Source organism: Rhodoferax aquaticus, from assembly GCF_006974105.1.
GTDB lineage: Bacteria > Pseudomonadota > Gammaproteobacteria > Burkholderiales > Burkholderiaceae_C > Allorhodoferax > Allorhodoferax aquaticus_A.
The window spans coordinates 1,928,374-1,951,199 of the sequence record NZ_CP036282.1 but is presented as its reverse complement, the minus strand read 5'-3'; the positions used below and the strand labels follow the sequence as shown (position 1 = coordinate 1,951,199).

Annotated in this window: 22 protein-coding genes and 2 tRNA genes; 7 read left to right on the top strand and 17 right to left on the bottom strand. The window is 49.7% G+C overall.

All coding sequences use genetic code 11. From position 1 onward, the window contains the following. Positions 1 to 4: 4 nt before the first annotated feature. From EXZ61_RS09125 to rpsB, 9 genes are all read right to left on the bottom strand, one after another. A complete protein-coding gene (locus EXZ61_RS09125) occupies positions 5 to 514 on the bottom strand; it encodes an OmpH/Skp family outer membrane protein (protein WP_142811116.1) in 510 nt (169 codons plus the stop codon). After that, positions 514 to 2,811 (bottom strand): outer membrane protein assembly factor BamA, encoded by a 2,298-nt coding sequence (gene bamA, locus EXZ61_RS09120; protein ID WP_142811114.1) that lies wholly within the window; start codon positions 2,809 to 2,811, stop codon positions 514 to 516. The genes EXZ61_RS09125 and bamA overlap by 1 nt, the downstream gene beginning before the upstream one ends. A gap of 318 nt (positions 2,812 to 3,129) precedes the next feature. After that, entirely contained in the window at positions 3,130 to 4,329 is a 1,200-nt protein-coding gene (gene dxr / locus EXZ61_RS09115; RefSeq protein WP_142811112.1) for a 1-deoxy-D-xylulose-5-phosphate reductoisomerase, read from the bottom strand. Next, a complete protein-coding gene (locus tag EXZ61_RS09110; protein ID WP_142811111.1) occupies positions 4,326 to 5,171 on the bottom strand; it encodes a phosphatidate cytidylyltransferase in 846 nt (281 codons plus the stop codon). The genes dxr and EXZ61_RS09110 overlap by 4 nt, the downstream gene beginning before the upstream one ends. A 12-nt stretch (positions 5,172 to 5,183) precedes the next feature. Next, the gene (gene uppS / locus EXZ61_RS09105) at positions 5,184 to 5,894 is read right to left on the bottom strand and encodes a polyprenyl diphosphate synthase (RefSeq protein ID WP_281063822.1); all 711 of its coding nucleotides are present in this window, start codon (positions 5,892 to 5,894) and stop codon (positions 5,184 to 5,186) included. Between the two features lie 40 nt (positions 5,895 to 5,934). Next, entirely contained in the window at positions 5,935 to 6,495 is a 561-nt protein-coding gene (gene frr, locus EXZ61_RS09100) for a ribosome recycling factor (RefSeq protein ID WP_142811109.1), read from the bottom strand. 47 nt (positions 6,496 to 6,542) lie between these two features. Continuing rightward, the gene (gene pyrH / locus EXZ61_RS09095; RefSeq protein ID WP_142811107.1) at positions 6,543 to 7,265 is read right to left on the bottom strand and encodes a UMP kinase; all 723 of its coding nucleotides are present in this window, start codon (positions 7,263 to 7,265) and stop codon (positions 6,543 to 6,545) included. Positions 7,266 to 7,320: 55 nt separating this feature from the next. Then, positions 7,321 to 8,244 carry a translation elongation factor Ts gene (gene tsf, locus EXZ61_RS09090; protein ID WP_142811105.1) on the bottom strand — a complete coding sequence of 308 codons (924 nt, stop codon included), beginning with the start codon at positions 8,242 to 8,244 and terminating at the stop codon, positions 7,321 to 7,323. Between the two features lie 82 nt (positions 8,245 to 8,326). After that, entirely contained in the window at positions 8,327 to 9,079 is a 753-nt protein-coding gene (gene rpsB, locus EXZ61_RS09085; RefSeq protein ID WP_142811103.1) for a 30S ribosomal protein S2, read from the bottom strand. 291 nt (positions 9,080 to 9,370) lie between these two features. Here rpsB and EXZ61_RS09080 point away from each other — a divergent pair, with 291 nt between their 5' ends. Together EXZ61_RS09080 and EXZ61_RS09075 are read left to right on the top strand one after the other, a co-directional pair. Then, positions 9,371 to 10,213, top strand: a complete 843-nt coding sequence (locus EXZ61_RS09080; RefSeq protein WP_142811101.1) for an HDOD domain-containing protein — start codon at positions 9,371 to 9,373, stop codon at positions 10,211 to 10,213. A gap of 66 nt (positions 10,214 to 10,279) precedes the next feature. Further along, on the top strand, positions 10,280 to 11,110 hold the full coding sequence (locus tag EXZ61_RS09075) for an MBL fold metallo-hydrolase (RefSeq protein ID WP_237219134.1): 831 nt from the start codon (positions 10,280 to 10,282) through the stop codon (positions 11,108 to 11,110). A gap of 320 nt (positions 11,111 to 11,430) precedes the next feature. Here EXZ61_RS09075 and EXZ61_RS09070 read toward each other — a convergent pair. The 7 genes from EXZ61_RS09070 to EXZ61_RS09040 all read right to left on the bottom strand — a co-directional run bounded on the left by EXZ61_RS09070 (position 11,431) and on the right by EXZ61_RS09040 (position 15,950). Next, positions 11,431 to 11,506, bottom strand: a tRNA-Lys gene (locus EXZ61_RS09070). A gap of 10 nt (positions 11,507 to 11,516) precedes the next feature. After that, a tRNA-Lys gene (locus EXZ61_RS09065) sits at positions 11,517 to 11,592 on the bottom strand. Between the two features lie 48 nt (positions 11,593 to 11,640). Continuing rightward, positions 11,641 to 12,420: a tRNA threonylcarbamoyladenosine dehydratase gene (locus tag EXZ61_RS09060; RefSeq protein WP_142811097.1), complete on the bottom strand. Its 780-nt coding sequence runs from the start codon at positions 12,418 to 12,420 to the stop codon at positions 11,641 to 11,643. Positions 12,421 to 12,440: 20 nt separating this feature from the next. Continuing rightward, positions 12,441 to 13,250 (bottom strand): tol-pal system protein YbgF, encoded by an 810-nt coding sequence (gene ybgF / locus EXZ61_RS09055; RefSeq protein ID WP_178084847.1) that lies wholly within the window; start codon positions 13,248 to 13,250, stop codon positions 12,441 to 12,443. A gap of 8 nt (positions 13,251 to 13,258) precedes the next feature. Further along, complete coding sequence (pal, locus tag EXZ61_RS09050; protein ID WP_142811093.1) at positions 13,259 to 13,789, bottom strand: peptidoglycan-associated lipoprotein Pal; 531 nt, start codon at positions 13,787 to 13,789, stop codon at positions 13,259 to 13,261. A 26-nt stretch (positions 13,790 to 13,815) separates the two neighbouring features. Continuing rightward, the gene (gene tolB, locus EXZ61_RS09045) at positions 13,816 to 15,096 is read right to left on the bottom strand and encodes a Tol-Pal system beta propeller repeat protein TolB (protein ID WP_178084846.1); all 1,281 of its coding nucleotides are present in this window, start codon (positions 15,094 to 15,096) and stop codon (positions 13,816 to 13,818) included. Beyond that, on the bottom strand, positions 15,096 to 15,950 hold the full coding sequence (locus tag EXZ61_RS09040) for a glycosyltransferase (protein WP_142811089.1): 855 nt from the start codon (positions 15,948 to 15,950) through the stop codon (positions 15,096 to 15,098). Before EXZ61_RS09040 ends, tolB begins: the two co-directional genes overlap by 1 nt. 87 nt (positions 15,951 to 16,037) lie before the next feature. Here EXZ61_RS09040 and EXZ61_RS09035 point away from each other — a divergent pair, with 87 nt between their 5' ends. The 5 genes from EXZ61_RS09035 (at position 16,038) to EXZ61_RS09015 (ending at position 20,908) form a co-directional block, all read left to right on the top strand. Further along, on the top strand, positions 16,038 to 16,805 hold the full coding sequence (locus tag EXZ61_RS09035; RefSeq protein ID WP_237219133.1) for a glycosyltransferase family 2 protein: 768 nt from the start codon (positions 16,038 to 16,040) through the stop codon (positions 16,803 to 16,805). Further along, complete coding sequence (gene msbA / locus EXZ61_RS09030; RefSeq protein WP_178084845.1) at positions 16,802 to 18,535, top strand: lipid A export permease/ATP-binding protein MsbA; 1,734 nt, start codon at positions 16,802 to 16,804, stop codon at positions 18,533 to 18,535. The genes EXZ61_RS09035 and msbA overlap by 4 nt, the downstream gene beginning before the upstream one ends. Continuing rightward, positions 18,532 to 19,248, top strand: coding sequence for a polysaccharide deacetylase family protein (locus tag EXZ61_RS09025; RefSeq protein ID WP_142811085.1), 717 nt, complete (start codon positions 18,532 to 18,534; stop codon positions 19,246 to 19,248). The genes msbA and EXZ61_RS09025 overlap by 4 nt, the downstream gene beginning before the upstream one ends. Further along, positions 19,245 to 20,132 carry a DUF6492 family protein gene (locus EXZ61_RS09020; RefSeq protein WP_142811083.1) on the top strand — a complete coding sequence of 296 codons (888 nt, stop codon included), beginning with the start codon at positions 19,245 to 19,247 and terminating at the stop codon, positions 20,130 to 20,132. Before EXZ61_RS09025 ends, EXZ61_RS09020 begins: the two co-directional genes overlap by 4 nt. A gap of 62 nt (positions 20,133 to 20,194) precedes the next feature. Next, positions 20,195 to 20,908 carry a hypothetical protein gene (locus tag EXZ61_RS09015; protein ID WP_142811081.1) on the top strand — a complete coding sequence of 238 codons (714 nt, stop codon included), beginning with the start codon at positions 20,195 to 20,197 and terminating at the stop codon, positions 20,906 to 20,908. Positions 20,909 to 20,919: 11 nt separating this feature from the next. On the opposite strand, the gene EXZ61_RS09010 is transcribed toward EXZ61_RS09015, so the two are convergent. Next, a complete protein-coding gene (locus EXZ61_RS09010) occupies positions 20,920 to 22,791 on the bottom strand; it encodes an acyltransferase family protein (RefSeq protein WP_142811079.1) in 1,872 nt (623 codons plus the stop codon). Positions 22,792 to 22,826 lie beyond the last annotated feature (35 nt).

Here is a 22,826-nt window from a genome sequence, read left to right as displayed (position 1 = left end):
TTGACTACTTTACGTTTGTATTCAGTATCTTAAGTACCCTATCGGTGATGTCGTGCTTGGTGTTGCTGTACACCACCTCTTGAATCACCAAGTCGTACTTTTCAGTGTCTGCTACTTGTTTAACAGCCTTATTGGCTTTGTCCAACACTTGCTGCAATTCCTCGTTGCGGCGGCCATTCAAGTCTTCTTGGAACTCGCGTTGCTTGCGCTGAAGATCCCGGTTTTGATCGGCAAACTCCTTTTGGCGCCCCACTCTTTGCGTTTCGTTCAACGTGGGGGCGTCGCGCTCAAACTTGTCACTCAACGCTTTGAGCGAAGCTTGGAGGTCCACCAAATCCTTCTGACGCTTAGAAAACTCTTGTTCAAGCTTGGCTTGCGCCGTCTTTGCGGGTGCAGACTCTGTGGTGATTCGCTGGGTATTTACGTAGGCTATACGCGAGTCTTGCGCAATTGCAGTCAAACCCGCGGCCGACAAGGCCATCGCAACCAAGCATTTTTTTGCAAAATATGTCATTAAAAGGCCGTCCCAATCTGAAACTGAATACCCTGAAGTTTATCCCCATCAAACTTGCTCAATGGCCGGGCAAACGCTAAACGCAATGGTCCCACGGGAGAGATCCAACTAATGCCTATACCAAAGGAACTACGCAGGTCCCCAAGTTGAACCGTCTCATCAGCACCATAGATTCCGCCAGCGTCCACAAACCCATACATTCTCAGAGTTCGGTCGTTACCCCCACCTGGCAGCGGTGACAACAACTCAGCGTTGAACGTGACTTTTTTAGCGCCACCAGTTGCAGTCAAACCAGCAGCTCGCTGTGCCGCAGTCGTTAAACTGCCTTGCTCGAAACCTCTCACAGACCCCAAACCACCGGAGTAAAAGTTCTTAAAAACAGGGTACGACAAGCCATTTGTACCGGCGCCCAAGGAGAAATCAGAGTTAAAAGCCGCTGTCACCTTCTTCGAAACCGGGTAGTACTGCTGGTACTGCACAGTGCCTCTAGCGTACCGCAACTCACCAGCGACACTCCATTCGCCAGAAGTACGAATGACTTTACCTGTACTCGGAACCAAGGCACTGTCGCGAGAGTCACGCGCCCACCCAACAGTTAAGGGCACCGCATTGGATGTATAGCCAAACTCCGTCGCAAAATCCTTGTACACCGCTGGTAACAAGGTCCCTGGAACGATCGTGGTTCTATCTACACCAACACCCAGATAGACCGTATCTAGATCGGTAATAGGTATGCCGTACCTTACGCTGGTGCCGACAGTTTCGATGGAGTAACTGTCTAGGTCGGTGTAAGGCTTTGTGTTGCGCTGGTAGAGGTCAATGGTTCTGGATACGCCATCGTCAGTGACATAAGGATTTGTAGTGTTGAACACAATAGTTCGATTGACCTTACTTGTGTTGAGCTCCACCCCCAAAGAACTGCCTGAGCCAAACGCATTGTCCTGCTTGAATCCGAACATCAAACCCAAACCATCACTACTAGAAACCCCTGCTCCCAAACTTAAACTGCCCGTGGGTTTCTCAGCCACTGTCACGGTAAGGTCCACCTGATCAGGCGACCCCGGCACTTCCTGCGTATCCAAGGACACCTCTTTAAAGTACCCAAGCCTATCTACACGGTTACGCGATTGCCGTATCTTTTCACCGTCATACCACGCTGCCTCCAATTGACGGAACTCGCGCCGAATCACTTCATCACGCGTTCTATCGTTGCCTGCAACGTTTATTCTTCGTACGTACGCGCGCCTTGACGGCTCAGACTGCAAGGTAATCTCGACACGATTTGTGCCGCGGTCAATTTCTGGAACTGCCTCGGTTCTGGCAAACGCATATCCAAAATTTCCAAAATAATCGGTAAAAGCCTTTGTGGTTTGCGCGACCTGATCAGCGTTGTAAGCGTCTCCCGCCTTGATAGCTATTAGTGCCTGAAACTCCTCCTCCTTTCCCAAGTAGTTTCCCGCCAGCCTAATCTTGGAAACAACAAAACGCTCACCCTCCGTCACGCTGATCGATATGTCAATGTCTTGCTTATTCGGCGAGATGGCGACTTGGGTCGAATCAACCTTAAATTCCAAAAATCCACGCGACAAATAGTAGGAGCGAAGGGTTTCGATGTCTGCGTTTAGCTTTGCTCTTGAGTAGCGATTTGACTTGGTGTACCAACTCAACCAACCGCCAGTGTCTTGATCAAACAGGCCCGTCAAGGTTGACTCGGAGAATGTGCTGTTTCCCACAATCTTGATCGAATTAATTTTTGCCGTTTCTCCCTCAATCACAGCAAAACTCAGGTTGACTCTGTTTCGCTCGATAGGAGTGATGGTCGTAACCACCTCTACAGCGTAAAGACTGCGACTGATGTACTGACGCTTGAGCTCTTGCTCGGCTTTATCCACCAGAGCTTTATCAAACGGTCGGCCCTCACCCAAGCCGATGTCCTTCAACGCCTTCTTCAAAACGTCTTTTTCAAACTCTTTGGTGCCTGAAAAATCCACCTCAGCCACACTAGGGCGCTCTTCAACTAGCACTACGAGAACGCCATCCTTGGCCTCAATTCGAACGTCTTTAAACAAGCCCAACGCGAACAATGACTTTATAGCCGCCGCAGCCTTCTCATCGCTGTAAGTGTCCCCCACGCGTACTGGCATAGAGGCGAAAATTGTTCCTGCCTCCACCCGCTGTAACCCTTCAACACGAATATCCTTGACTGAGAAAGGCTCAAGTGCCTCAGCCACAGGAAGCATCGCCAATGCCGAAATGACAACGGACAAACCCCGAACGAAAGACCTATTCAATTCCATACATTCAACCAAAGTAGGTGAGACTTACCGAACAAGAGCGTTAAAGCCCGACAAGTCGATCAAAAAAAGAGAGGTGCGTTTTCAGCACTCAAAGGGGGCATTTTAGAAACAGCTTGGATCAAGCCACCAAGCGATACAAAACCCACCATCTCTAAACAAAGCTATTCATTGAAGATGATACCTCAGCCAATGCATCAAGCCAGTTTGTTGCGCCTGCGACAGCTGGACAGATTGTTGATACGGAGAGAGAGAGAGAGAGAGTGGTGACGCGGACTTAACGAGGTGCTTCAGTGATCACCAACCACGGAAAAAAACGACCTATTGTGCTAATGCCAGCACGGCCTGTTCTGCATATCGTCTCGCACATGCATCGATTTCCAACAAATCACCCAAGTCAAGAGGTGAAGCAATAACCACATGCTCAAGCGATGCCAAGTTGACATGATGGATCTGGTCAAAGCGAATCCTCGCAGCCAAAAATGCAGCTACCGCTATTTCATTCGATGCGTTCAGCACCGCCGTTGTGCCGGAGGGGCCATCAAGGGTTTGCCAAGCAAGCTTTAGTCCAGGAAACCTCAAGTCATGCTGATTCGAATCCATCGACTCAAAGGTCAATGATGCCATTTTGGAAAAATCAAGTGCAGACGCACCAGAAACAATGCGTTTGGGCCACGATAATCCAAGCGCAATGGGCCCCCGCATATCCGGCGTACCCAACTGCGCCACCACAGAGTTGTCGACATATTGAACCATAGAATGGATCACACTTTGCGGGTGAATGACGACCTCAATTTGGCCAGGCCTAATGCCAAACAGGTACTTGGCCTCAATGACCTCAAGAGCCTTATTCATCATCGTGGCGGAGTCCACTGATATCTTCCGGCCCATTTGCCAATTGGGATGCGCGCAGGCTTCTTCTGGGGTAACTGACGCCAGACTAGCCGGAGTCCTTGAACGAAAAGGGCCGCCGGATGCAGTCAGCACGATCTTGTCGACTTGTGCCAGCCAAACGTTAGGATCATCTGGCAATGACTGAAAAATTGCGGAGTGTTCACTATCAATGGGCAGTAACTGGGCGCCCCCCTCTCGGACTGCGTCTAGAAAAAGTTGCCCCCCAACGACCAACGCCTCTTTATTGGCAAGAAGAATACGTTTACCGGCTCGCGCAGCAGCCATACATGAGGCCAATCCTGCCGCCCCTACGATAGCAGCCATTACATAGTCAGCTTGCTCATGGCTGGCTACCAACTCCAATGCTTCCGCACCCACCAAAACTCTGGTAGGCAAACCTAGGCGACGGCATTCATCAGCAAGTTGACTTGCATGAATCCCACTCACCATTACTGCGAAGGTGGGGCGGAACTTGACACACTGAGCCAACAAGACATCGACACTGGTCGATGCAGCTAAGGCAAACACACTGAACAAATCGGGATTCCGCTCAATGACATCGAGCGTGTTCTTACCGATTGACCCGGTTGAACCCAAGACAACAACGCGCTTCATGTCATTTGTCATATTGAGTACAGCATCATGGCGAGAGGAAGAACGGGTAGTAATGCATCGATACGGTCCAAAACTCCCCCATGCCCCGGTAGCAAACTACTACTGTCCTTGACGCCTGCGCAACGTTTGATCAAAGATTCCACCAAGTCACCAGCGACGCTCATTGCAACTAAAAACATTACTCCAACAGCTAGTACCCATGCGCCCTGTGAGTAAAGACAGCCAAACAAACTCTTTGTGGACAGGCCGACATGCGACTCGAAATAAGTCCACGTTAGCGCAATCACCAGCACACCTAAGACTCCTCCCAAAACGCCTTCCCATGTCTTCCCTGGACTAATACTAGGCGCAAGTTTGCGTCTGAACCAATGGCCACCAAAGCGTCTCCCTGCGAAATAGGCGAACACATCGGCCCCCCAGACGAGAACTAGTACAGAAAGAAGAAAACTCAAGCCAAGCTGTCGCGCTTGGCTAATCGCTAACCAAGCGACGCCCAATGCAATCAAACCTCCGAAAAGGCGAACCCATTTTGATATTGAATTCCAAGTAGTGGCTCCATGCATGAGCAACAAGGCACTGAAGAGAACCCAGCCGCCTCCTGCAAACAACCATACTGATCTGAGCGAATGGAGGTCTGGGGACAGGATCAAAGTAAGAATGCAGCCAGCAAGACACAGTAAACCCACTCCCCAAGCGAGCGCACCACCCACTTGATTTAATCGCGCCCATTCCCATGCGCCCACCGAAACCATCAGTGCGGCCGTTATTGAAAAAATCAAGGGGTTTGGATGAAACACTGCAGGCAGCAAAACCGCAAGCATCAGCAAAGCAGTGATGAGACGTTGTTTTAGCATAGGGATTAAGAATCAAACTTGCGCGTCAGCCAATGGCAACTGGCCGGACGTCATTCCATAACGTCTTTCTCGCCCTGCAAAGTCTTCAATGGCTTGATCCAAGTGAGCCTCATCGAAATCCGGCCAAAGTGCGTCACTAAACACCAGCTCCGAGTAAGCACATTGCCACAACAGGAAGTTGCTAAGCCGCTTTTCCCCGCCGGTCCGAATGAGCAGATCCGGATCTTCGCAATGCGCCAACGCTAGCTTAGAAGATAAGCTTGCGTCGGTAATCAATTCACCCGCTCTAGCCAACGCTGAGGCCGCCTGAACAATGTCCCAACGCCCGCCAAAATTAAAGCATACGTTGAGCATGAGTTTGGTGTTGGCGGACGTCAGTCGCTCTGCGTTTGACAACCCGGCCAAGACACGCTCGGACAACCCAGCACGAGAACCCGGAAAGAATAGTCGGACACCCTCCCGTTCTAGCTGGGTGACATCCTTTGCAAGTGCCCCAACTAGGATATCCATGAGCCCGGAAACTTCGTCTACCGGGCGATTCCAGTTCTCCGAAGAGAAAGCAAAAACCGTTAGCGTTGAGACGCCACGCGCAACGCACGCTTTCACCATCCGCTTCAGGGACTCAACCCCTTGACGGTGCCCGGCGACTCTGGGTAAGAAACGCTTGGATGCCCAACGCCCATTACCGTCCATGACAATGGCTATATGTAAAGGTACTGTCAAAAGGTTGCTCGGTAAGACGGATGATCAATACAAGCGGACACTAAACAGCCATGATGTCTTGCTCTTTAGCTACTACCAGTCGATCAATTTCACTGATATATTTATCCGTAATCTTTTGAATCTCAGCCTCAGAGCGCTTCTGATCGTCTTCCGAGGCCAACTTATCCTTTACCAGCTTTTTCACAGACTCATTGGAATCCCGGCGAATGTTTCGAACCGCAATTTTCGCCCCCTCGCCTTCACTGCGGGCCAATTTTGTGAGCTCTTTTCGCCGCTCTTCCGACATCACCGGCATAGGCACACGAATAAGATCGCCCATGCTCGAAGGATTTAATCCTAAATCGCTGTCGCGGATGGCCTTTTCAATTTTCGCCCCCATACCACGCTCCCAAGGCTGTACGCTAACAGTACGGGAATCCAGCAAAGAAAGGTTAGCCACCTGACTTAACGGGACCATTGAACCGTAATAATCAACTTGTACAGAATCCAAGAGTGCGGGGTTGGCCCGCCCTGTCCGAATTTTTGACAGATTATTCTTAAACGCAGAAATGGATTGATCCATCTTGCTTTCCAGATTTGCTCTAACTTCTACGACCGCCATCGCTCACCTTCAATTCTTAAATGCCCTTGCCGCTATGCAGTTCAGTACTAAACGTGAACTAGCGTGCCCTCGTCCTGACCCAAGACAACTCGCTTCAACGCACCGTGCTTAAAGATCGAGAAAACCTTGATCGGAAGACGCTGATCTCTACACAATGCGAAGGCAGCAGCGTCCATAATGCCTAGGTTTTGTTGCATGGCTTGGTCAAACGTAAGGGAAGCATACCGTGTTGCTGCGGGGTCTTTTTTCGGGTCAGCAGTATAAACACCATCAACCTTGGTTGCCTTCAGGACGATTTCAGCGCCGATTTCTGCACCACGAAGGGCTGCAGCAGTATCGGTAGTAAAGAATGGATTGCCTGTTCCAGCAGCAAAAATTACTACTTTGCCTTCTTCCAAGTACTGAAGCGCCTTTGGCCTCACATATGGCTCTACCACCTGCTCAACACCGATAGCTGACATAACACGAGCCACCAAGCCAGCTTTATTCATCGTGTCACCAAGAGCCAAGGCATTCATAACTGTCGCCAACATACCCATGTAATCGGCTGTCGCACGGTCCATACCCACGGAGCCCCCCGCGACCCCCCTGAATATGTTACCGCCACCAATTACAACAGCAACCTCGACTCCTAACCGGGTTACTTCTGCGACTTCGTCCACCATACGGACAATGGTATCCCGATTAATACCGAATTGATCGTCTCCCATTAAGGCCTCGCCTGACAGCTTAAGCAGAATGCGCTTATACGCAGGTTTCTCTAGACTCATGGACTACTCCGTTTACTTAGCGGTTCGGTATTAATTGGACACGATTGAAAACGATCTACGCGCTTTGCTTAGCGGCCGCCACTTGAGCGGCAACCTCAGCAGCGAAGTCGTCCACTTTCTTCTCAATGCCTTCACCCACCACATAGAGTGTAAATCCATTGACAGTAGTTGCAGCTGCTTTCAACATTTGCTCAACGGTTTGCTTGTCATTTTTCACAAACGCTTGGTTGAACAATGAAACCTCTTTCAGGTATTTTTGGACCCCGCCATCAATTCGCTTTGCAACAATCTCAGCCGACTGAACTGGTTTCCCTGCTGCCAAGGCGACTGCCGCATCTTCAGCCGCTTTGGCTGCAGCGACCGAACGCTCGCGCTCCACCAATTCAGCTGGGACCTGATCGCTAGACAAAGAAACAGGCTTCATCGCGGCAACATGCATTGCCACGTCCTTAGCTGCAACGGCATCCCCAACGAATTCAACCACAACCCCAATGCGAGTTCCGTGCAAATAGGACGCCAAGCTTGCACCCGAGTCGAACCGCTTAAAACGGCGAAACGTCATGTTCTCGCCAATTTTTCCAATCAACCCTTTGCGCACATCTTCCAAGGTTGGACCGAAACCGTCTTGAGAGTATTCCAGAGCAGCTAAGGCAGCGACGTCAGCTGGGTTGTACTTTGCGACCAACATCGCAGCGGCATTGGCCAGCGAGAGAAAGCTATCATTCTTGGTAACAAAGTCAGTTTCGCAATTGACCTCAATCAAACTACCGACATGCCCCTCGGAGTACGCAGCAACAACTCCCTCAGCCGTTACGCGGGCTGCTGCCTTGCCGGCTTTGCTTCCAAGCTTGACACGCAACAGCTCTTCCGCCTTGACCATATCACCCTCTGCCTCTGTCAATGCACGCTTGCATTCCATCATTGGGGCATCGGTTTTCCCACGCAGTTCAGCAACCATTCCAGCAGTAATTGCGGCCATAAAAATCTCCGTATTCAATTAAACAGTCAAATAAAAGCAAAAAAAAGGGGACTTCACGCCCCCTTTTTTGGGAAAAGCCTACTTAAGCAGCGGCTTCGCTCACCTCAACAAATTCTTCTTCGCTACCTGCAACCACAGCACGAACCACATCATCGACCGCACTAGCGCGACCTTCGATGATGGCATCAGCAATACCGCGTGCATACAAGGTCACCGCCTTAGATGAATCATCATTGCCAGGAATTACATAGTCGATTCCTTCAGGGGAGTGATTCGAGTCAACCACACCAACCAAAGGAATACCCAGCTTACGCGCCTCAGCAATCGCGATCTTGTGGTATCCGACATCGATGATGAAAATAGCATCAGGCAAAGCGACCATATCCTGAATGCCGCCAATATCTTTTTCCAACTTCGCCAACTCTCGGGCGAACATCAACTGCTCTTTTTTGCTCAATGCATCCAAGCCAGTTTCTTGTTGCGCCTTCATATCTTTCAAGCGCTTGATAGAAGTTTTGACCGTCTTAAAATTGGTCAACATGCCACCCAACCAGCGCTGATCAACGTAAGAAACACCTGCGCGCTGCGCCTCTGCCGAGACAATCTCGCGGGCCTGGCGCTTTGTGCCTACCATCAATATCGTTCCACGCTTTGCAGACAACTGACGCACAAACTTTGCCGCCTCTTGGAACATCGGCAACGACTTTTCCAAGTTGATAATGTGAATTTTATTGCGGTGACCAAAGATGTACGGAGCCATCTTAGGATTCCAGAAGCGAGTTTGATGTCCAAAATGAACACCAGCCTCGAGCATTTCGCGCATTGTTACAGCCATAATTACTCCAAAGGTTAGGTCTAAAACCCAGTCCGCTAATTGATCGGAAGTCGAAAAAACTTCAACCTACCAAAACAACACCTTGACAGAACTGGGCTTGCGTATTGAATCACCGCATCTACAAAGAAGCTTCAACGGCAAATCTGATCGATTATAGCATTCGTGTGATTCAGAAAATTGCGCCGGTAGATGGAGAATCGTTTCCTCCCTCATTCGGTAGCCAATGCCACCGCCCCATCGGTAGTTTTTTGCCTATGATGCATCACAGTAACGATTGAAACGACCAGCACCATGCAACCCGAATTAGCGCAAAAACTGGCACATGCAGTCGACAGCATGCCCGCTTTTCCAAAGAGCGTACAAAAGGTAATTGAGCTTACCAGGAACGTTGATTGCACTCCCAAGGCATTGGTAGATGTTATCGAGCTGGACCCAGTCATCACCGTAAAAATACTGCGGGTGGCCAACTCAGCCCACTACAACCTCCCGAAACAAGTTACCTCGCTAGGACACGCAATTGTCTATTTGGGGTTCAACACTGTAAAAAATCTATCCTTGAGCATTGCTGCCATTGGCGTGCTCCCGAAGACGAATACCGCTGATTTTGACATTCAAAAGTACCTAATCCACTCCCTCTCTACCGCCACTATCGCAAAGCGCTTAGCTGCACTTAGCAGACAAGCCGACCCTATGGACTGCTTCATTGCAGGCCTCCTGCATGACTTTGGGAAAATTGTGCTGCTTCAGTTCATGCCCATTGAATTCAAAATGGCACTAACCGTATGCAAGACGGACAACATCCCATTTAACGCTGCACTTATCGGAACCGCGGGGGTAGACCATGCACTGGTCGGTGCCATGCTCGCCGAGAAATGGCGATTTTCCGCCGAGCTAGTAACAACCATTCGCCATCAAAGAGTAGACGACCTCCAAGATACTGGCATGACTGCCTGCGTCTTCGCCGCCAATCAAATCTCGAAAAAGCTAGAAATCGGCTTTGGCGGCAACCACTTATTCGATGAATTCCCTCCGAGCGTTAAAGCGAGACTGGGAGGCACTTTAGATGAGAGTGTCGCACTGCTTGGCGATATGGACAGCATCATTGCAGAGTCAACACTTTTGGCACAACTATGAGAGGTGCAGATGAGAGTTACGTTTTGGGGTGTTCGAGGTTCAATTGCGTCACCCGGGCCAGCCACCGTGCGGTACGGCGGAAATACCACCTGCATAGAAATCAGAACTGATAACAATGAGTTGCTAATACTAGATGCCGGAACTGGGCTGTTTCCCTTGTCACAGAGCCTGTTAAGTGAAATGCCCGTCACTGCAAATATCTTGATTACCCATTCGCACTGGGACCACATACAAGGACTTCCGTTCTTCATTCCAAACTTCATCCCGGGAAACACTTTAAGACTCCACGGCGGCTTCGATCCAGTGACAGGCAAGGGCATTGAGCAGGTTATGGCGGTTCAAATGCAATACAGCTTCTTTCCTGTCAGGGAGGAGGAAATGAAAGCGCGCCTTGAATACATCACACTAACGCCAAACATTCCCCATAGGATAGGCAGCGCGACCATCACACCATGCCTACTCAATCACCCTGTTATTGATTTTGGCTATCGAATTGACTGCAACGGAAAGTCGGTCTTCTTTACCGGCGATCATGAGCCTCCCTACAACATATACCCGTGTGATGATCGGGGCTACGGGGAGTATCAAACATTTGTTGATGATCGAAACGCGGCCATTCACGATGCCATGCGCAACGTGGACGTGCTAATCGCTGACTGCTCATACACTACAGCCGAGTATCCGAGCAAGCGAGGATGGGGGCACGGCACCTTTGCCAGCAGCATTGCTTGCGCAAAGGCCGCAAACGCTAAGATATTGTTTTGCACTCATCACGAGCCACTCAGATCGGACGCAGCACTAGAACAAGTATTTCAAGAAGCATTGATAGAGAGTTCTAGTCTTTGCAATGGACTGGATGTTCAGCTCGCACGCGAGGGTCTAACCTATGAGTTTTAGAGGTCGCCTCGCGACATGCGGGTTTTCGACTTATGGTGACGCAGTGCTACTACGGAACCTGACATCAAGGCCCTGCGCCTCACCACCCTGTACATAACTCGAAAGGGATAGCACCAAGCATTCGGCCGTTGGGTGTTTTTAGCCTTATGTTCCCACGACTCTTTCGCGAAATGGGGTTCAGGACTGGCGACGAGGACTCTTTGGGGATGAACGCATGACGCACACACGATAGAGCGACCAGATTAGAACCCACCTCAAAAAGAAACAAAAAAGCCTGCTACAAATAAAGTAGCAGGCCGTCTTTGCGCTATAAGGCTTTTTGGTGGGTCCTGCGTGGCTCGAACACGCGACCTACTGATTAAGAGTCAGCTGCTCTACCAACTGAGCTAAGAACCCACTGAGAAAATGGTGGGACGTGCGGGGGTCGAACCCACGACAAACGGATTAAAAGTCCGCTGCTCTACCAACTGAGCTAACGTCCCAGCTAAGTTAATTTTAACTTTCGCTAAGCTTTGAATTATAGCGTGTTTTTAGACCGATTTTGCTTTCGAGAGCTTTTCAATCATCCAGCCAGCAGAAACTAGGCCAAAAGTTGCGGTTACTGTTACCAAAGATCCATAGCCTTGGCAATTTAAAGAACCATCCCCGCCACCTACTGAGCAAGAGATGTCTGGCTTCTTAACTGGCTCATTACTAAACACACATGTAAGACCGATAGTGGTTCCACCTTTTGGGGCATCGCCAGCTTTGCGCAATTGGTAACGGAGACTCGCCAACAGCGGATCATTTGTGGTTTTGCTCAAATCCGCAACATCCACGCGGTGGGCGTGGGTTTTTCCACCAGCAGCACCTACACAAATAAGCAATTTTCGATTGCGCATAGCCCAAGTAGCCATTGCCATCTTGGCTTGGACCTGATCGCAGGCATCAATGACACCATCGACGTGGTCTGGCACTATGCTTTGCCAGTTTTCCTTGCTGGCAAAATCATCGATGCGATTAACGATGCAATGAGGATTGATGCTAGCGATACGACTTGCCATTGCGTCAACCTTAGCCATACCGATGGTTGACTCTAATGCTTGGATCTGGCGATTGATGTTTGACTCGGAGACGTGATCTAAATCTACTAACGTAATCTGCCCTACGCCGCTTCTGGCTAGGGCTTCAGCAGCCCAAGAACCTACGCCACCAATACCAACCACTGTAACGTGCGCTTTACGTACACGATTCGCTGACGCAACACCGAGCAACCTATCAAGCCCAGAAAAGCGCCGCACCGTGAGATCTGATATGACAGAGTCTTCCATTAAAAACTCAAAGCTCGAAGCTAGCGGATGCGCGCTAATCGCTCTTTGGCGACGCTGGCAGCTTCAGTTCCTGGGAACGAATTTACCAACTCTTCAAGAGTTTTTTTTGCAGCCTTAGAATCCTTCAGCTCTAACTGACTATTTGCAATTGCAAGCAGACCCTCGGGTACTTTTGGGTGATCAGCCCCCAACCCAATAAAAGCCTTAAAGTTGACGATAGACTCTTTATAGTCTTTTGTCGCGAACTGCGCGTTACCCAACCAAAACAACGCTGAAGCCCTATAGCCCGACTGGCTATAACGGCTGAGAAAGTCAGCAAAGCTGAGCTGCGCGGATGAAAAATCTCCTTTGCGGAGAATCGCCAAAGCCACATCGTAATCTCGCTTTTCCTGAGGTTCAACCAAAAACTCTCGTCCGTCCACTGTGATTCGAGAAGGTTCGAATTTCTTAATCCGCTCATCCAGCGACTGCGCCTGATCTTTTTGACGCTTCTGAACATCAGACAGATCTTTGGCAAGCTGTTCATTAACCCCACGCACTTTGGCTAAGTCGGAGCGTAAAGATTCCAATTGGTTCTGCAGTTCGATCAAACTACGTTTTAGCGTCGCTGATTCCTCAAGAGTTTTCTTGCCATCTTCATCCAACTTGCTCTCGGTCGCGCGTTGAAACCTCTCAAGTGACAGTTTCAGATCTGAATGGCTTTGCCTAAGCTCAAGAATTGCACGTCGAGCCTCGTCATCATCAAATAGACCAGCAACACTTGGCTGCACAAACAACCACAGCGCAGCAAAAACAAAGAAGAGTCTTAAGTTCAACTTACCAAAGCCCATGAGAAGACTCATCGATAGCTAACTTCCGCACGCCGATTCTTTTCCATGGCAGCTTCGGAGTCACCTAACACTGCTGGTTTTTCTTTCCCGAAACTCACCGCCTCAACTTGGGAGTCGGCAACACCCAAAAGCGCCAACGCTTTGCGCACAGCTTCTGCACGCTTCTGCCCTAAGGCCAAGTTGTATTCACGCCCACCACGCTCGTCTGTATGCCCCTCGATTGCTACTTTTTTGCTCTTATCAAGCTTTAGCGCACGCGCGTGCGCTTCAATCAGGGCTTGAAACTCTGGGCGAATCTGAAAACTGTCGTAATCAAAATAAACAACCTTCGCAGCGACCTTCAGGGGGTCAACGTCCGACTTTCCAACTTCGACCCGTTTAACCCCGGTATTTGCCGAGTCGTCAGGAGTTGTTGACGCAGTTGAAGCACCAACCGAAGTACCTGATTTATCAACGACTGGCACGTCATCGAGCTTCACCGACGAGCCGCAAGCAACCAAAAATGCGCTTGTTGCCACTATCAACACTATACGTTTCATCCCTAACTCCTAAAAAAATAATACTGTCACTTTTGCAATGGACCCCAGTCGGGCTCACGAATGTCACCGCCTTGACCAGCTAACCTCGCCTTCACTTTTCCATCAATCGTGGAAGTCATTAAGGCCTCGCGCCCTTGCGTTTGCGTTGCATAGATCAGCATCTTGCTGTTAGGCGCGAAACTCGGGCTCTCATCAGCAGCGGTTTCCGTGACGGCGGATACGGACGAATTACTCAACTCCATCACATGGAGCTTAAATGCGCCGGATACGCGGGATATATACGCCAACCAACGGCCGTCAGCACTAAGGGCAGGCGAGATATTGTAGCTACCACTGAAAGTAACCCTTTCGGCTGAACCTCCCGTGGATGGCATTTTGTAAATCTGGGGAGCACCACCTCGGTCACTCACGAAATAAATGGATCTACCGTCAGCCGTGTAAGTGGGCTCTGTATCGATTGAAGGCGACTGCGCTAGTCGCTTAGCTTCCCCGGTTGCAACGTCAAGCGCATAGAGCTGTGACCCACCATCGCGTGTCAAAGTTACCGCAAGTGTCTTGCCGTCAGGAGCCCAAGCTGGCGCGCTATTCGAACCTTTAAAGTTCGCCAAAAGCCGACGTTTGCCTGTCGCAACATCGTGCACAAATATCACTGGTTTCCTAGACTCAAACGATACGTAAGCAAGTTGCAAACCATTTGGTGACCACGCGGGCGAAATAATTGGCTCAGAACTACTCAACGCACTTTGCGCGTTTTCACCGTCAACATCAGAAACCCACAAGTTATAGGTTTGACCAACTTTTGTGACGTACGCCAGCCTAGTGGTAAAGAATCCCCGGTCGCCTGTAAGCTTTTCATAAGCATAATCAGCAATTCGATGCGCCACGAGCCTAAGTTCCGAGCTTGAGGCGATGAAGGTCTGTCCACCAAGATCCTGCCCGTCAGTGCCTCGGACCATGTCCCAAAGCCGAAATCGCACATCGTAGCGACCATCGGCAAGTCGTTGAACGCTGCCATTCAGCAAAGCGTCAGCGCCCTTTTGGCGCCAGCCCGAGGTTGACGGCCGCACCGACTCGTCGAGCACAACACCGTCAGTCTCAACTTTACGAAACTGTCCACTGCGCTCAAGATCGGCAAGCACAATCGCACTGATCTTTTGGGAAACACTCTCTTCACCTCGAAAACCAGACACAGCAATAGGTACTTGGGTTAGCCCAACCCCGCTGACCTCCACACGGAACTGGGCACTTGCCACAGAACTAAGCGTAAAGAAAAACAAACACGCTAAAAAATTTCTCATGAGCGACATTATCCCCATCTTCGAACAACCACACTCGCATCGTTTGCGAGTTGGGCGTAGCCAATGTCCGCGCAGACTTGGCCTGTACCAATGCGCGACCGTACCTTCTCCGCATTGAAAGACTCACTTTGTCTATTTGCCTCGCGATGCCATAAGTGATAAACCTCTGTCGCACAGAACCCATTTTTTCGAATGACATGCGCGTTATGCAGACGCAGGACGAAATCAGCATCCTCATGCCCCCACCCATTGAATGTGGAGTCAAACCCATTCACCAACTCGAAATGGTGGCGCCACACTCCCATATTGCAACTTTTGATGCCCCTCCACCTAAACTGTGCTTGACGTCGCCCGCGACTCAAGGGAAAGCGCAATTGGCCGGTGAGCTTACTGCAGTCACCACAAATTCGTCGCTGTAACCAATAGCCTAAACTACGCCCAGCTAAATTTAAATTCTCTGATATCACTTGGTCAGTAAAAGACGGCGACAGCAAGACTCTGCTGCCATTGACAAAACAGTCCGCTTCTCTGATTGCTCGATGTTGCGCTATAAAATCGACATCAGGAACGCAGTCGCCATCTATAAAGATGATGTAGTTCCCACTGGAGTGAAAGACGCCGCGATTTCGCGCAACCGAAGCGGTGAAACCCACATCAGGATGCCAAACATGCGTAACCTTTAGGTGGCACGCAGCAGCGCTCAAAGCAATGGCCTGCTGATGCTGTGCGTTGGACCCGTCATCAGCGATAACAACTTCGAACTGCCTGTCAGTTTGCACGGCAAGTGCCCGCAGAACCTGCGCCACAGTCTCGCTGCGGTTGTAGGTCGTCACAACGACTGACAACAAACTTTGATCTGACATTTTTTGGAATAGACTAAAAAGCTATGGAGAATACAGACCGTCTCCTCCGTTCCAAGTAATCCTACATCACCAATGCCCACAGTCTCCGTGTACATCATCGCTTACAACGAAATAGACAAAGTACGTGCTGCTATTGAGAGTGTGTCTTGGGCTGATGAAATCATTGTTGCCGACTCCTTCAGCACGGATGGCACGACCGCACTCGCTGCGCAACTAGGAGCCAAAGTCATCCAAGTGGAATTCAATGGGTTTGGTGATCTGCGCAACAAGGCTATTGAAGCTTGTTCCAAGGACTGGATTTTCAGTCTTGATGCGGATGAGCGTTGCACACCTGAGGCTTCGGCGGAGATTAAACAGCTAATCTCCAGCAACGGTGTACACGAGGTCTATCACACGCCTCGACGTAACTTCTTTATGGGGCGGTGGATCCAACATTCAGGTTGGTACCCGAACTACCGACAGCCTCAATTGTTTCGCCGCGGAGCCATGACTTACGACCTTAAGCCAGTGCACGAAGGATATGTATTGCACTCAAAGCTGCCCATCGGCCAAATGAAATCAGCCATTTGGCAATTCCCTTTTAAAAACATGGCAGAGGTCATGCATAAGGCGAATCGGTATTCAAGCTTAGGTGCGGAAAAGATCAAGCACAAGAAGATATCCATTTGGACAGCTTTGCTGCACGCTAAGTGGGCGTTTTGGAAACACTATTTGTTCAAACTGGGCTTTCTGGATGGTGGGGCTGGACTAGTTATCGCTATTGGCAATTTTGAAGGTACGTTTTATCGTTATGTGAAAGCAATGGAAATTCAGCAAGAAGACGCCTGGAAGAATGTGCCTAAAGTCGTCAAATGACTGAACAAGACCGAGCTCACTACATTCGCCTCTTAGGCTTTGTCAAGCCGTATTGGCGAGCTTTCTTGTTAGCTGTGCTTTGCATGGTTTGCACAGCAGCGACTGAACCTGTTTTTCCGGCCATCATGCGGTACTTGCTGGATAGCGGCTTCAAGACAACGGACGCTCGCATGGTGTGGCTGATACCCCTAAGCATTGTGTTGCTTTTCATGGTACGTGGAGTACTTTCATTCTTGACGAACTACTTAATGACCTGGGTCTCAACCCGCTTGGTAGTAGATCTTCGACGAGCCATGTTCGAAAAGTTGGTCGAATCGCCTACGCACATTTTCCAAACGCAGCCGGCATCTCAATGGATTGCCCGCATCCTTTACGACGTAGACAATATCAACCAAGCGGCAACTAATGTATTGGTCACCGCAATAAGGGAATCACTGACTGCACTCGCTTTGCTAAGTTATCTGGTTTACCTAGATTGGAAGCTGACGCTGGTCACACTTACCGTCGGTCCAGTTATTGCCTTACTTATTCAAAGTTTTGGCAAAAGGATTCGCAAGGCCAGCAAAGCTAGCCTTGATGCATTACGAGCTGTAGCTCATACCGTCGAAGAAACCACCGCTGCAAATAAAGTCATCAAGATCTACGGTGGACAGGAACAGCAACGGGATCGGTTCTTTGCTGTAACTGAAGGTTTTAGACGTAGCATGATGAAGGAGGCGGTCCCCGCATCTGCGCTAACGCCAATCACTCACATGGCTGCGTCAATTGCAATCGCCTTCATCATCTTTATGGCATTGAGTCGATCAATGGGCCAGGCTGGCGACTCCGCCGGAAGTTTCGTGTCCTTCATTACCGCAATGTTGTTGTTGATTTCTCCCATCAAGCAACTCACAACCATCAGCCCGATTCTTCAGCGTGGATTAGCCGCCTGCGAAAGTGTCTTTGGCGTATTGGATGCACCCGCTGAAGCCAACCAGGGTCAAGCGACCCTAGAAGACTGCAAAGGAAACATCAATTTCGAGGATGTGTCGTTTCGATACCCCGGCAGCGACAAATTGGCATTAAGCAACATCAATCTCGACATTCGATCTGGGCAGACCGTTGCTTTGGTGGGAGCATCAGGCGGTGGCAAAAGCTCCCTAGCCGCACTCATCCCACGCTTCTTCTCACCCGACACAGGCTCTGTGTCGATTGATGGCGTTGATATTTCCACCTTAACTTTGGCCAATCTGCGCGAACACATTGCATTGGTCAGTCAAGACATTATTCTGCTCAATGACAGTGTCCGAGCAAATATCGCATTTGGACAGGCGCGCAATGTCGACGATTCCTTGATAAAGGATGCAGCCATTGCCGCGCACGCTTGGGAGTTCATTGAAGACTTACCCCAAGGTCTGGATACATTGACAGGAGAAAACGGAGCATCTTTATCTGGGGGGCAGCGTCAACGCATTGCCATAGCGCGAGCGCTGCTTAAAAATGCGCCCATTTTGATTCTTGATGAGGCTACATCGGCCTTGGATACCGAGTCGGAGCGTGCAGTACAGGATGCCTTGGCAACCCTCATGCGTGACCGTACTACCTTGGTGATTGCGCACCGACTCAGTACGATTGAACGTGCGGATCTCATCATCGTGCTGGATCAAGGCCGCATTGTGGAATCAGGAGATCATGCCACCCTCATCCAGCGTAACGGCTATTACGCCAATCTCCAACGATTACAGACATGAAGATACCGATTCTGATGTACCACCAAATCGATGCACCCCCGCCTCGAGGGACAGCGTTACGGGGTTTGGTGGTTGCGCCTTCATCGTTTGCCTGGCAAATGCGCATGCTTCGCCGCCTTGGTTACAAGGGACTTTCCATGCGGGACCTTGAGCCCTATTTGCTTGGCGAAAAGCAAGACAAAGTGGTGGGCATCACGTTTGACGATGGGTATCAGAATAATGTAATTCATGCCTTGCCAATCTTGAAAACCCATGGGTTTACAGCCACGTGCTATGGCGTGAGTAGCATGATCGGCGGAACAAATGCTTGGGATATAGGAAAAGTAGCCCAAAAACCGCTCATGAGTTTGGAGGACTGGCGCGTTTGGAATGAGAGCGGAATGGATGTCGGTTCGCACACTCAAGTGCATGCGAACCTCACGGAGTTGACAAAGGAAGCAGCGCTTCAACAGGTTGTGCAATCAAAGTATGAACTGGAGCAAACGCTAGGGATTGAAGTTCGACACTTCTGCTATCCGTACGGCTGGTTCAAAACTGAGCATGAAGACATGGTACGGTCTGCAGGCTATATCACTGCTACCAGTACCCGTCGGGGACGTGTGCAGATTGGCGAAAACCCCTATGCGCTTAAACGGATTATGGTCGCGCGGGCTACAAACCCTTTGCAGTTTTTCTTGAAAATCCTCACCCCGTACGAAGATCGCCGTGCATGAATTCTTTTGTTCTTTATTGCAAAAGCTATCGTACGGACCTCAACCGCGTCGTACGTTTGACGCATTCGATACGGGAATACAACAGGGACAATATTCCCTTCTACGTTTCGGTCCCTCAGCTCGACCTAGCATTATTTCAGGAGCATCTCCAAGGTCTAAATGTCAATTTGCTGACGGACGAGTCCATCATTACGTGCAACCCAGACATCGACCCCGTCAAGTTAGCCCGTATTCCAGGCAACCTATCTCAGCAGATAGTGAAATCGGAATTCTGGCGAAAAGGTGTGTGCGTCTCATACATGTGCTTGGACTCTGACTGCATATTCATTAGGCCGTTTCATCTACACGAATTCATCACCGCTGATGGAACACCTTACACCATAATGGACGAGGGGCGCGACCTCCTTTATCCTGTTTTGGCAAAGCGGAAAGCAAAAGTCCTCGAAGATTTCCAGCGTGAGTCACTTGGAGTTCAACTGGAGTTTGGGCGTAGAGGTAAACACTACAATTTCGGGCCCAATTGCCCGATCTGGGACAAGCGGGTATGGGAAAGCCTAGCCGCCAATTACGCACACCCTCGGGGATTGTCCTTTCTAGATCTGGTGTTGAAGTCTGCAAACGAACAGCGTTGGTACGGCGAGGCGCTGCTTAAGTACAAATCAATTGAGCTGCTACCATCCCAGCCTTTTTTCAAGATGTACCACTATGCTTGGCAACAGCGCTTCGACAGGCGCTTGGGTATTCAAGAAAAACAACTGGAGCGCCTTTATTGCGGTGTGGTCTACCAGTCTGCATGGGAGCGCGAAATGGACTGGCCCTCAGAGGGCGGTAATTGGCTTTCTCGCGCTGGGCGTCGTTTGCGACGGGTACTCAACAGGATATGACGTACGACAGGCCTCCGGTCTTATTGACTTCTAGCGTGGTTGTTCATGATCTAGGAGTACGTTTGCAAGATCCGCAAGAGCGGGTGCGACTAGCGATGGAGTCGGTGTTGCAATGGAGCGCCATCAGCCCACACACACCACTGGTACTGTGCGACGGCTCTGGCTTCGATTTCCGCCCAATGGTGGCACAACTTCCCAACGCGCATCAGATCGAGTGCCTGACCTTTCAGAATGACAGTGCCGCAGTGCAGCTCCACGGGCGCGGTTATGGGGAAGGAGAAATCGTTAAATATGCTATCGAGAACTCTGAGCAAATCAGGACTGCAGGTGCCTTCGCCAAATGCACGTCCAAACTTTGGGTGGAGAACTTTGCTGGATGCATGCAACAGTGGAATGGGGATTTGCTGCTCAAGGGTGTTTTTTCAAACACATTCTCTCCGTTGACACCCACGACCCTAGCCTATATTGACACACGCTTCTATGCAGCCAATATAGATATCTACCGCAAACTCTTCCTCAACGCACACCTTGCTGTGCGATCTCAGCACGGGCACAGTCTAGAAGAGTGCTTTAAAGATATCTTTTTGACGGCTCAATTGAAGGGCTGCCTTATGGCACCTCCCCCCATTATTTGCGGGGTTGGCGGTGGAACTGGGGTTTACTACACAAATACCCCACTTCGCAAACAGAAAGAACGATTGAAGTACGCGATAGCAAAACGCGACCAAGCATTTACCCCCTGGTTCACCACCGCCAAAAGGAATGTTCTCAATTGAGAATACGAGGTTCACGGAAAGAGTTTCGGGTATTCCGCATGCAAAGCCCATGCAACATAGCGTGAACCGTTTAAGTTAAGGTGATTCCTGTCACGATAAAGCAAGCGGGCTTCACGAGCCATATGACATTCATGCTCGTTGCAGATGTATTTTTCAAGATTGAGATAAAGCACGAGCGGGTTGCTAATGTTGTCTGCTAAGTTCAGGGGTGTATGGGTAACCGACCCCTTAGAGGCTGTGCACATATTTGAAACAAAGAATCTGTCAGCGTAAGCGCATCGCTCCGCGTTGAATGGGAATATGGGAACGTCATCCAGCAGATACACCGCCTTACCTTGACCAGTAAGGTAGTCAAGAGTCGCCCTTAGATCGGCATGAAATCTAATGTGATCAGCATCTTGTAGTTTCGAAGCCCAGTGGGCAGATAGCAGAACGCCTTTTACAGAGTGGTCTGCCGCGATGGCTGAAAAAATCTCACGAAAACCGGGATTAGAAGTGAGAGGAAGACCTTCCCGGGTAGTGTATGCAAGCGCAGTCTTGGGAAATTGTTCCGCCAAGCCTGGAAATAAATGCTCCGCATGACTGTCCCCAAGCAGCACGTAGGCAGGGCTTTCAGAACTACTATGGTTTTGCGCACACCTCGAACTCACACCCTTTTCATTCACAGCAGCCACCCATCCACGCTCGGCACAGGGGTGTGCAGTCGTTCTTAGATAGGTCAGAAATCCCTGCTGTCCGATATCACCACTATTGAGTTGCGAAACTTGAGCAGCAGCCCGCTGCGGCACACCATTGTCAAAATAGACCCACCCTCCAATTATCAAAACAAAAAATAATGGGAGCGACAGTATCGAAGTTGGGTAGTGGCTCCATCGACCGAAACGGACCGGCTGCTCGATGAACCAATACGTGGCAAAAGCCAACAAAAAAGACAAAATCAGCGCAGGATTTCGCACCTCGATGAATGGCTTACTATCCTCAAAAATATGACAAAACGACAGCAAAACCCAATGCCACAGATAAAGCGGAAAACTGATCTTTCCCACTAAAACCATCGGACGGCAAGACAATATGGTGCCATTGATCCATGAAGATTGACCGTATAAAAAAAGCATCGCAGCAATGACGGGAAAGATCGAACGGTAGGATGCAAATTCGACGGGTCCGCGCATTGTATAAAGCGAAAGTATTAAAACCACTACTCCGAAAAACGAAGCAGCATTTTCCAATCTCTTAGATGGCTTGTAGTATTCACGCTGCATAAGGATCAAGACTGATCCACTAAGGATTTGCCAAAACCGAGTATGTGGCAAATAGAAGGCACTCGATGGGTTAACGCTTCCAATCCACATATACAGCGCTAACGAAGTTAGCAGTAGCACCGCAAAAAATATTATTTTAAAATTTTTCCGGATATAAACAAAAATGATTGGGAACGCAATGTAAAACTGTTCCTCCACCCCCAATGACCACAAATGCAGGAGTGGCTTCTTCTCCGCAGCGATGTCAAAGTATCCAACATCATTCCAAAACAGAAAATTTGCAGAAAACAAGGCACCAGCGATTACCTGGCGGCCCAATTGTTCGAAGTCAACACTTAATAGGGTAAACCACCCCAGGGCCATGCAGGAAAACAGCACGGTGATTAAAGCCGGGAAAATTCTCCGGATGCGTCTTGCATAAAACGTGGTGAGGTGAAACCGGTTCTTTGACACATCATCGATGATCAATCCCGTTATCAAATAACCGGATATAACAAAAAATACATCGACACCTATCTGCCCACCATTGAATTCCGATGGGTATCCGTGGTACAAAACCACGAATAAAATTGCGATTGCTCGCAAACCATCAACATCAGCGCGATAATTTTGTTGGCTCATCAAGTTCTTCGTCGCAAGATGTGAGGCACTTGCCG

Excerpts from the sequence above, each read along its gene's own strand:
- EXZ61_RS09125 (WP_142811116.1), bottom strand. The coding sequence starts at position 514 with ATGACATATTTTGCAAAAAAATGCTTGGTTGCGATGGCCTTGTCGGCC.
- bamA (WP_142811114.1), bottom strand. The coding sequence starts at position 2,811 with ATGGAATTGAATAGGTCTTTCGTTCGGGGTTTGTCCGTTGTCATTTCG.
- dxr (WP_142811112.1), bottom strand. The coding sequence starts at position 4,329 with ATGACAAATGACATGAAGCGCGTTGTTGTCTTGGGTTCAACCGGGTCA.
- EXZ61_RS09110 (WP_142811111.1), bottom strand. The coding sequence starts at position 5,171 with ATGCTAAAACAACGTCTCATCACTGCTTTGCTGATGCTTGCGGTTTTG.
- frr (WP_142811109.1), bottom strand. The coding sequence starts at position 6,495 with ATGGCGGTCGTAGAAGTTAGAGCAAATCTGGAAAGCAAGATGGATCAA.
- pyrH (WP_142811107.1), bottom strand. The coding sequence starts at position 7,265 with ATGAGTCTAGAGAAACCTGCGTATAAGCGCATTCTGCTTAAGCTGTCA.
- tsf (WP_142811105.1), bottom strand. The coding sequence starts at position 8,244 with ATGGCCGCAATTACTGCTGGAATGGTTGCTGAACTGCGTGGGAAAACC.
- rpsB (WP_142811103.1), bottom strand. The coding sequence starts at position 9,079 with ATGGCTGTAACAATGCGCGAAATGCTCGAGGCTGGTGTTCATTTTGGA.
- EXZ61_RS09080 (WP_142811101.1), top strand. The coding sequence starts at position 9,371 with ATGCAACCCGAATTAGCGCAAAAACTGGCACATGCAGTCGACAGCATG.
- EXZ61_RS09060 (WP_142811097.1), bottom strand. The coding sequence starts at position 12,420 with ATGGAAGACTCTGTCATATCAGATCTCACGGTGCGGCGCTTTTCTGGG.
- ybgF (WP_178084847.1), bottom strand. The coding sequence starts at position 13,250 with ATGGGCTTTGGTAAGTTGAACTTAAGACTCTTCTTTGTTTTTGCTGCG.
- pal (WP_142811093.1), bottom strand. The coding sequence starts at position 13,789 with ATGAAACGTATAGTGTTGATAGTGGCAACAAGCGCATTTTTGGTTGCT.
- tolB (WP_178084846.1), bottom strand. The coding sequence starts at position 15,096 with ATGTCGCTCATGAGAAATTTTTTAGCGTGTTTGTTTTTCTTTACGCTT.
- EXZ61_RS09040 (WP_142811089.1), bottom strand. The coding sequence starts at position 15,950 with ATGTCAGATCAAAGTTTGTTGTCAGTCGTTGTGACGACCTACAACCGC.
- msbA (WP_178084845.1), top strand. The coding sequence starts at position 16,802 with ATGACTGAACAAGACCGAGCTCACTACATTCGCCTCTTAGGCTTTGTC.
- EXZ61_RS09025 (WP_142811085.1), top strand. The coding sequence starts at position 18,532 with ATGAAGATACCGATTCTGATGTACCACCAAATCGATGCACCCCCGCCT.
- EXZ61_RS09020 (WP_142811083.1), top strand. The coding sequence starts at position 19,245 with ATGAATTCTTTTGTTCTTTATTGCAAAAGCTATCGTACGGACCTCAAC.
- EXZ61_RS09010 (WP_142811079.1), bottom strand. The coding sequence starts at position 22,791 with ATGAGCCAACAAAATTATCGCGCTGATGTTGATGGTTTGCGAGCAATC.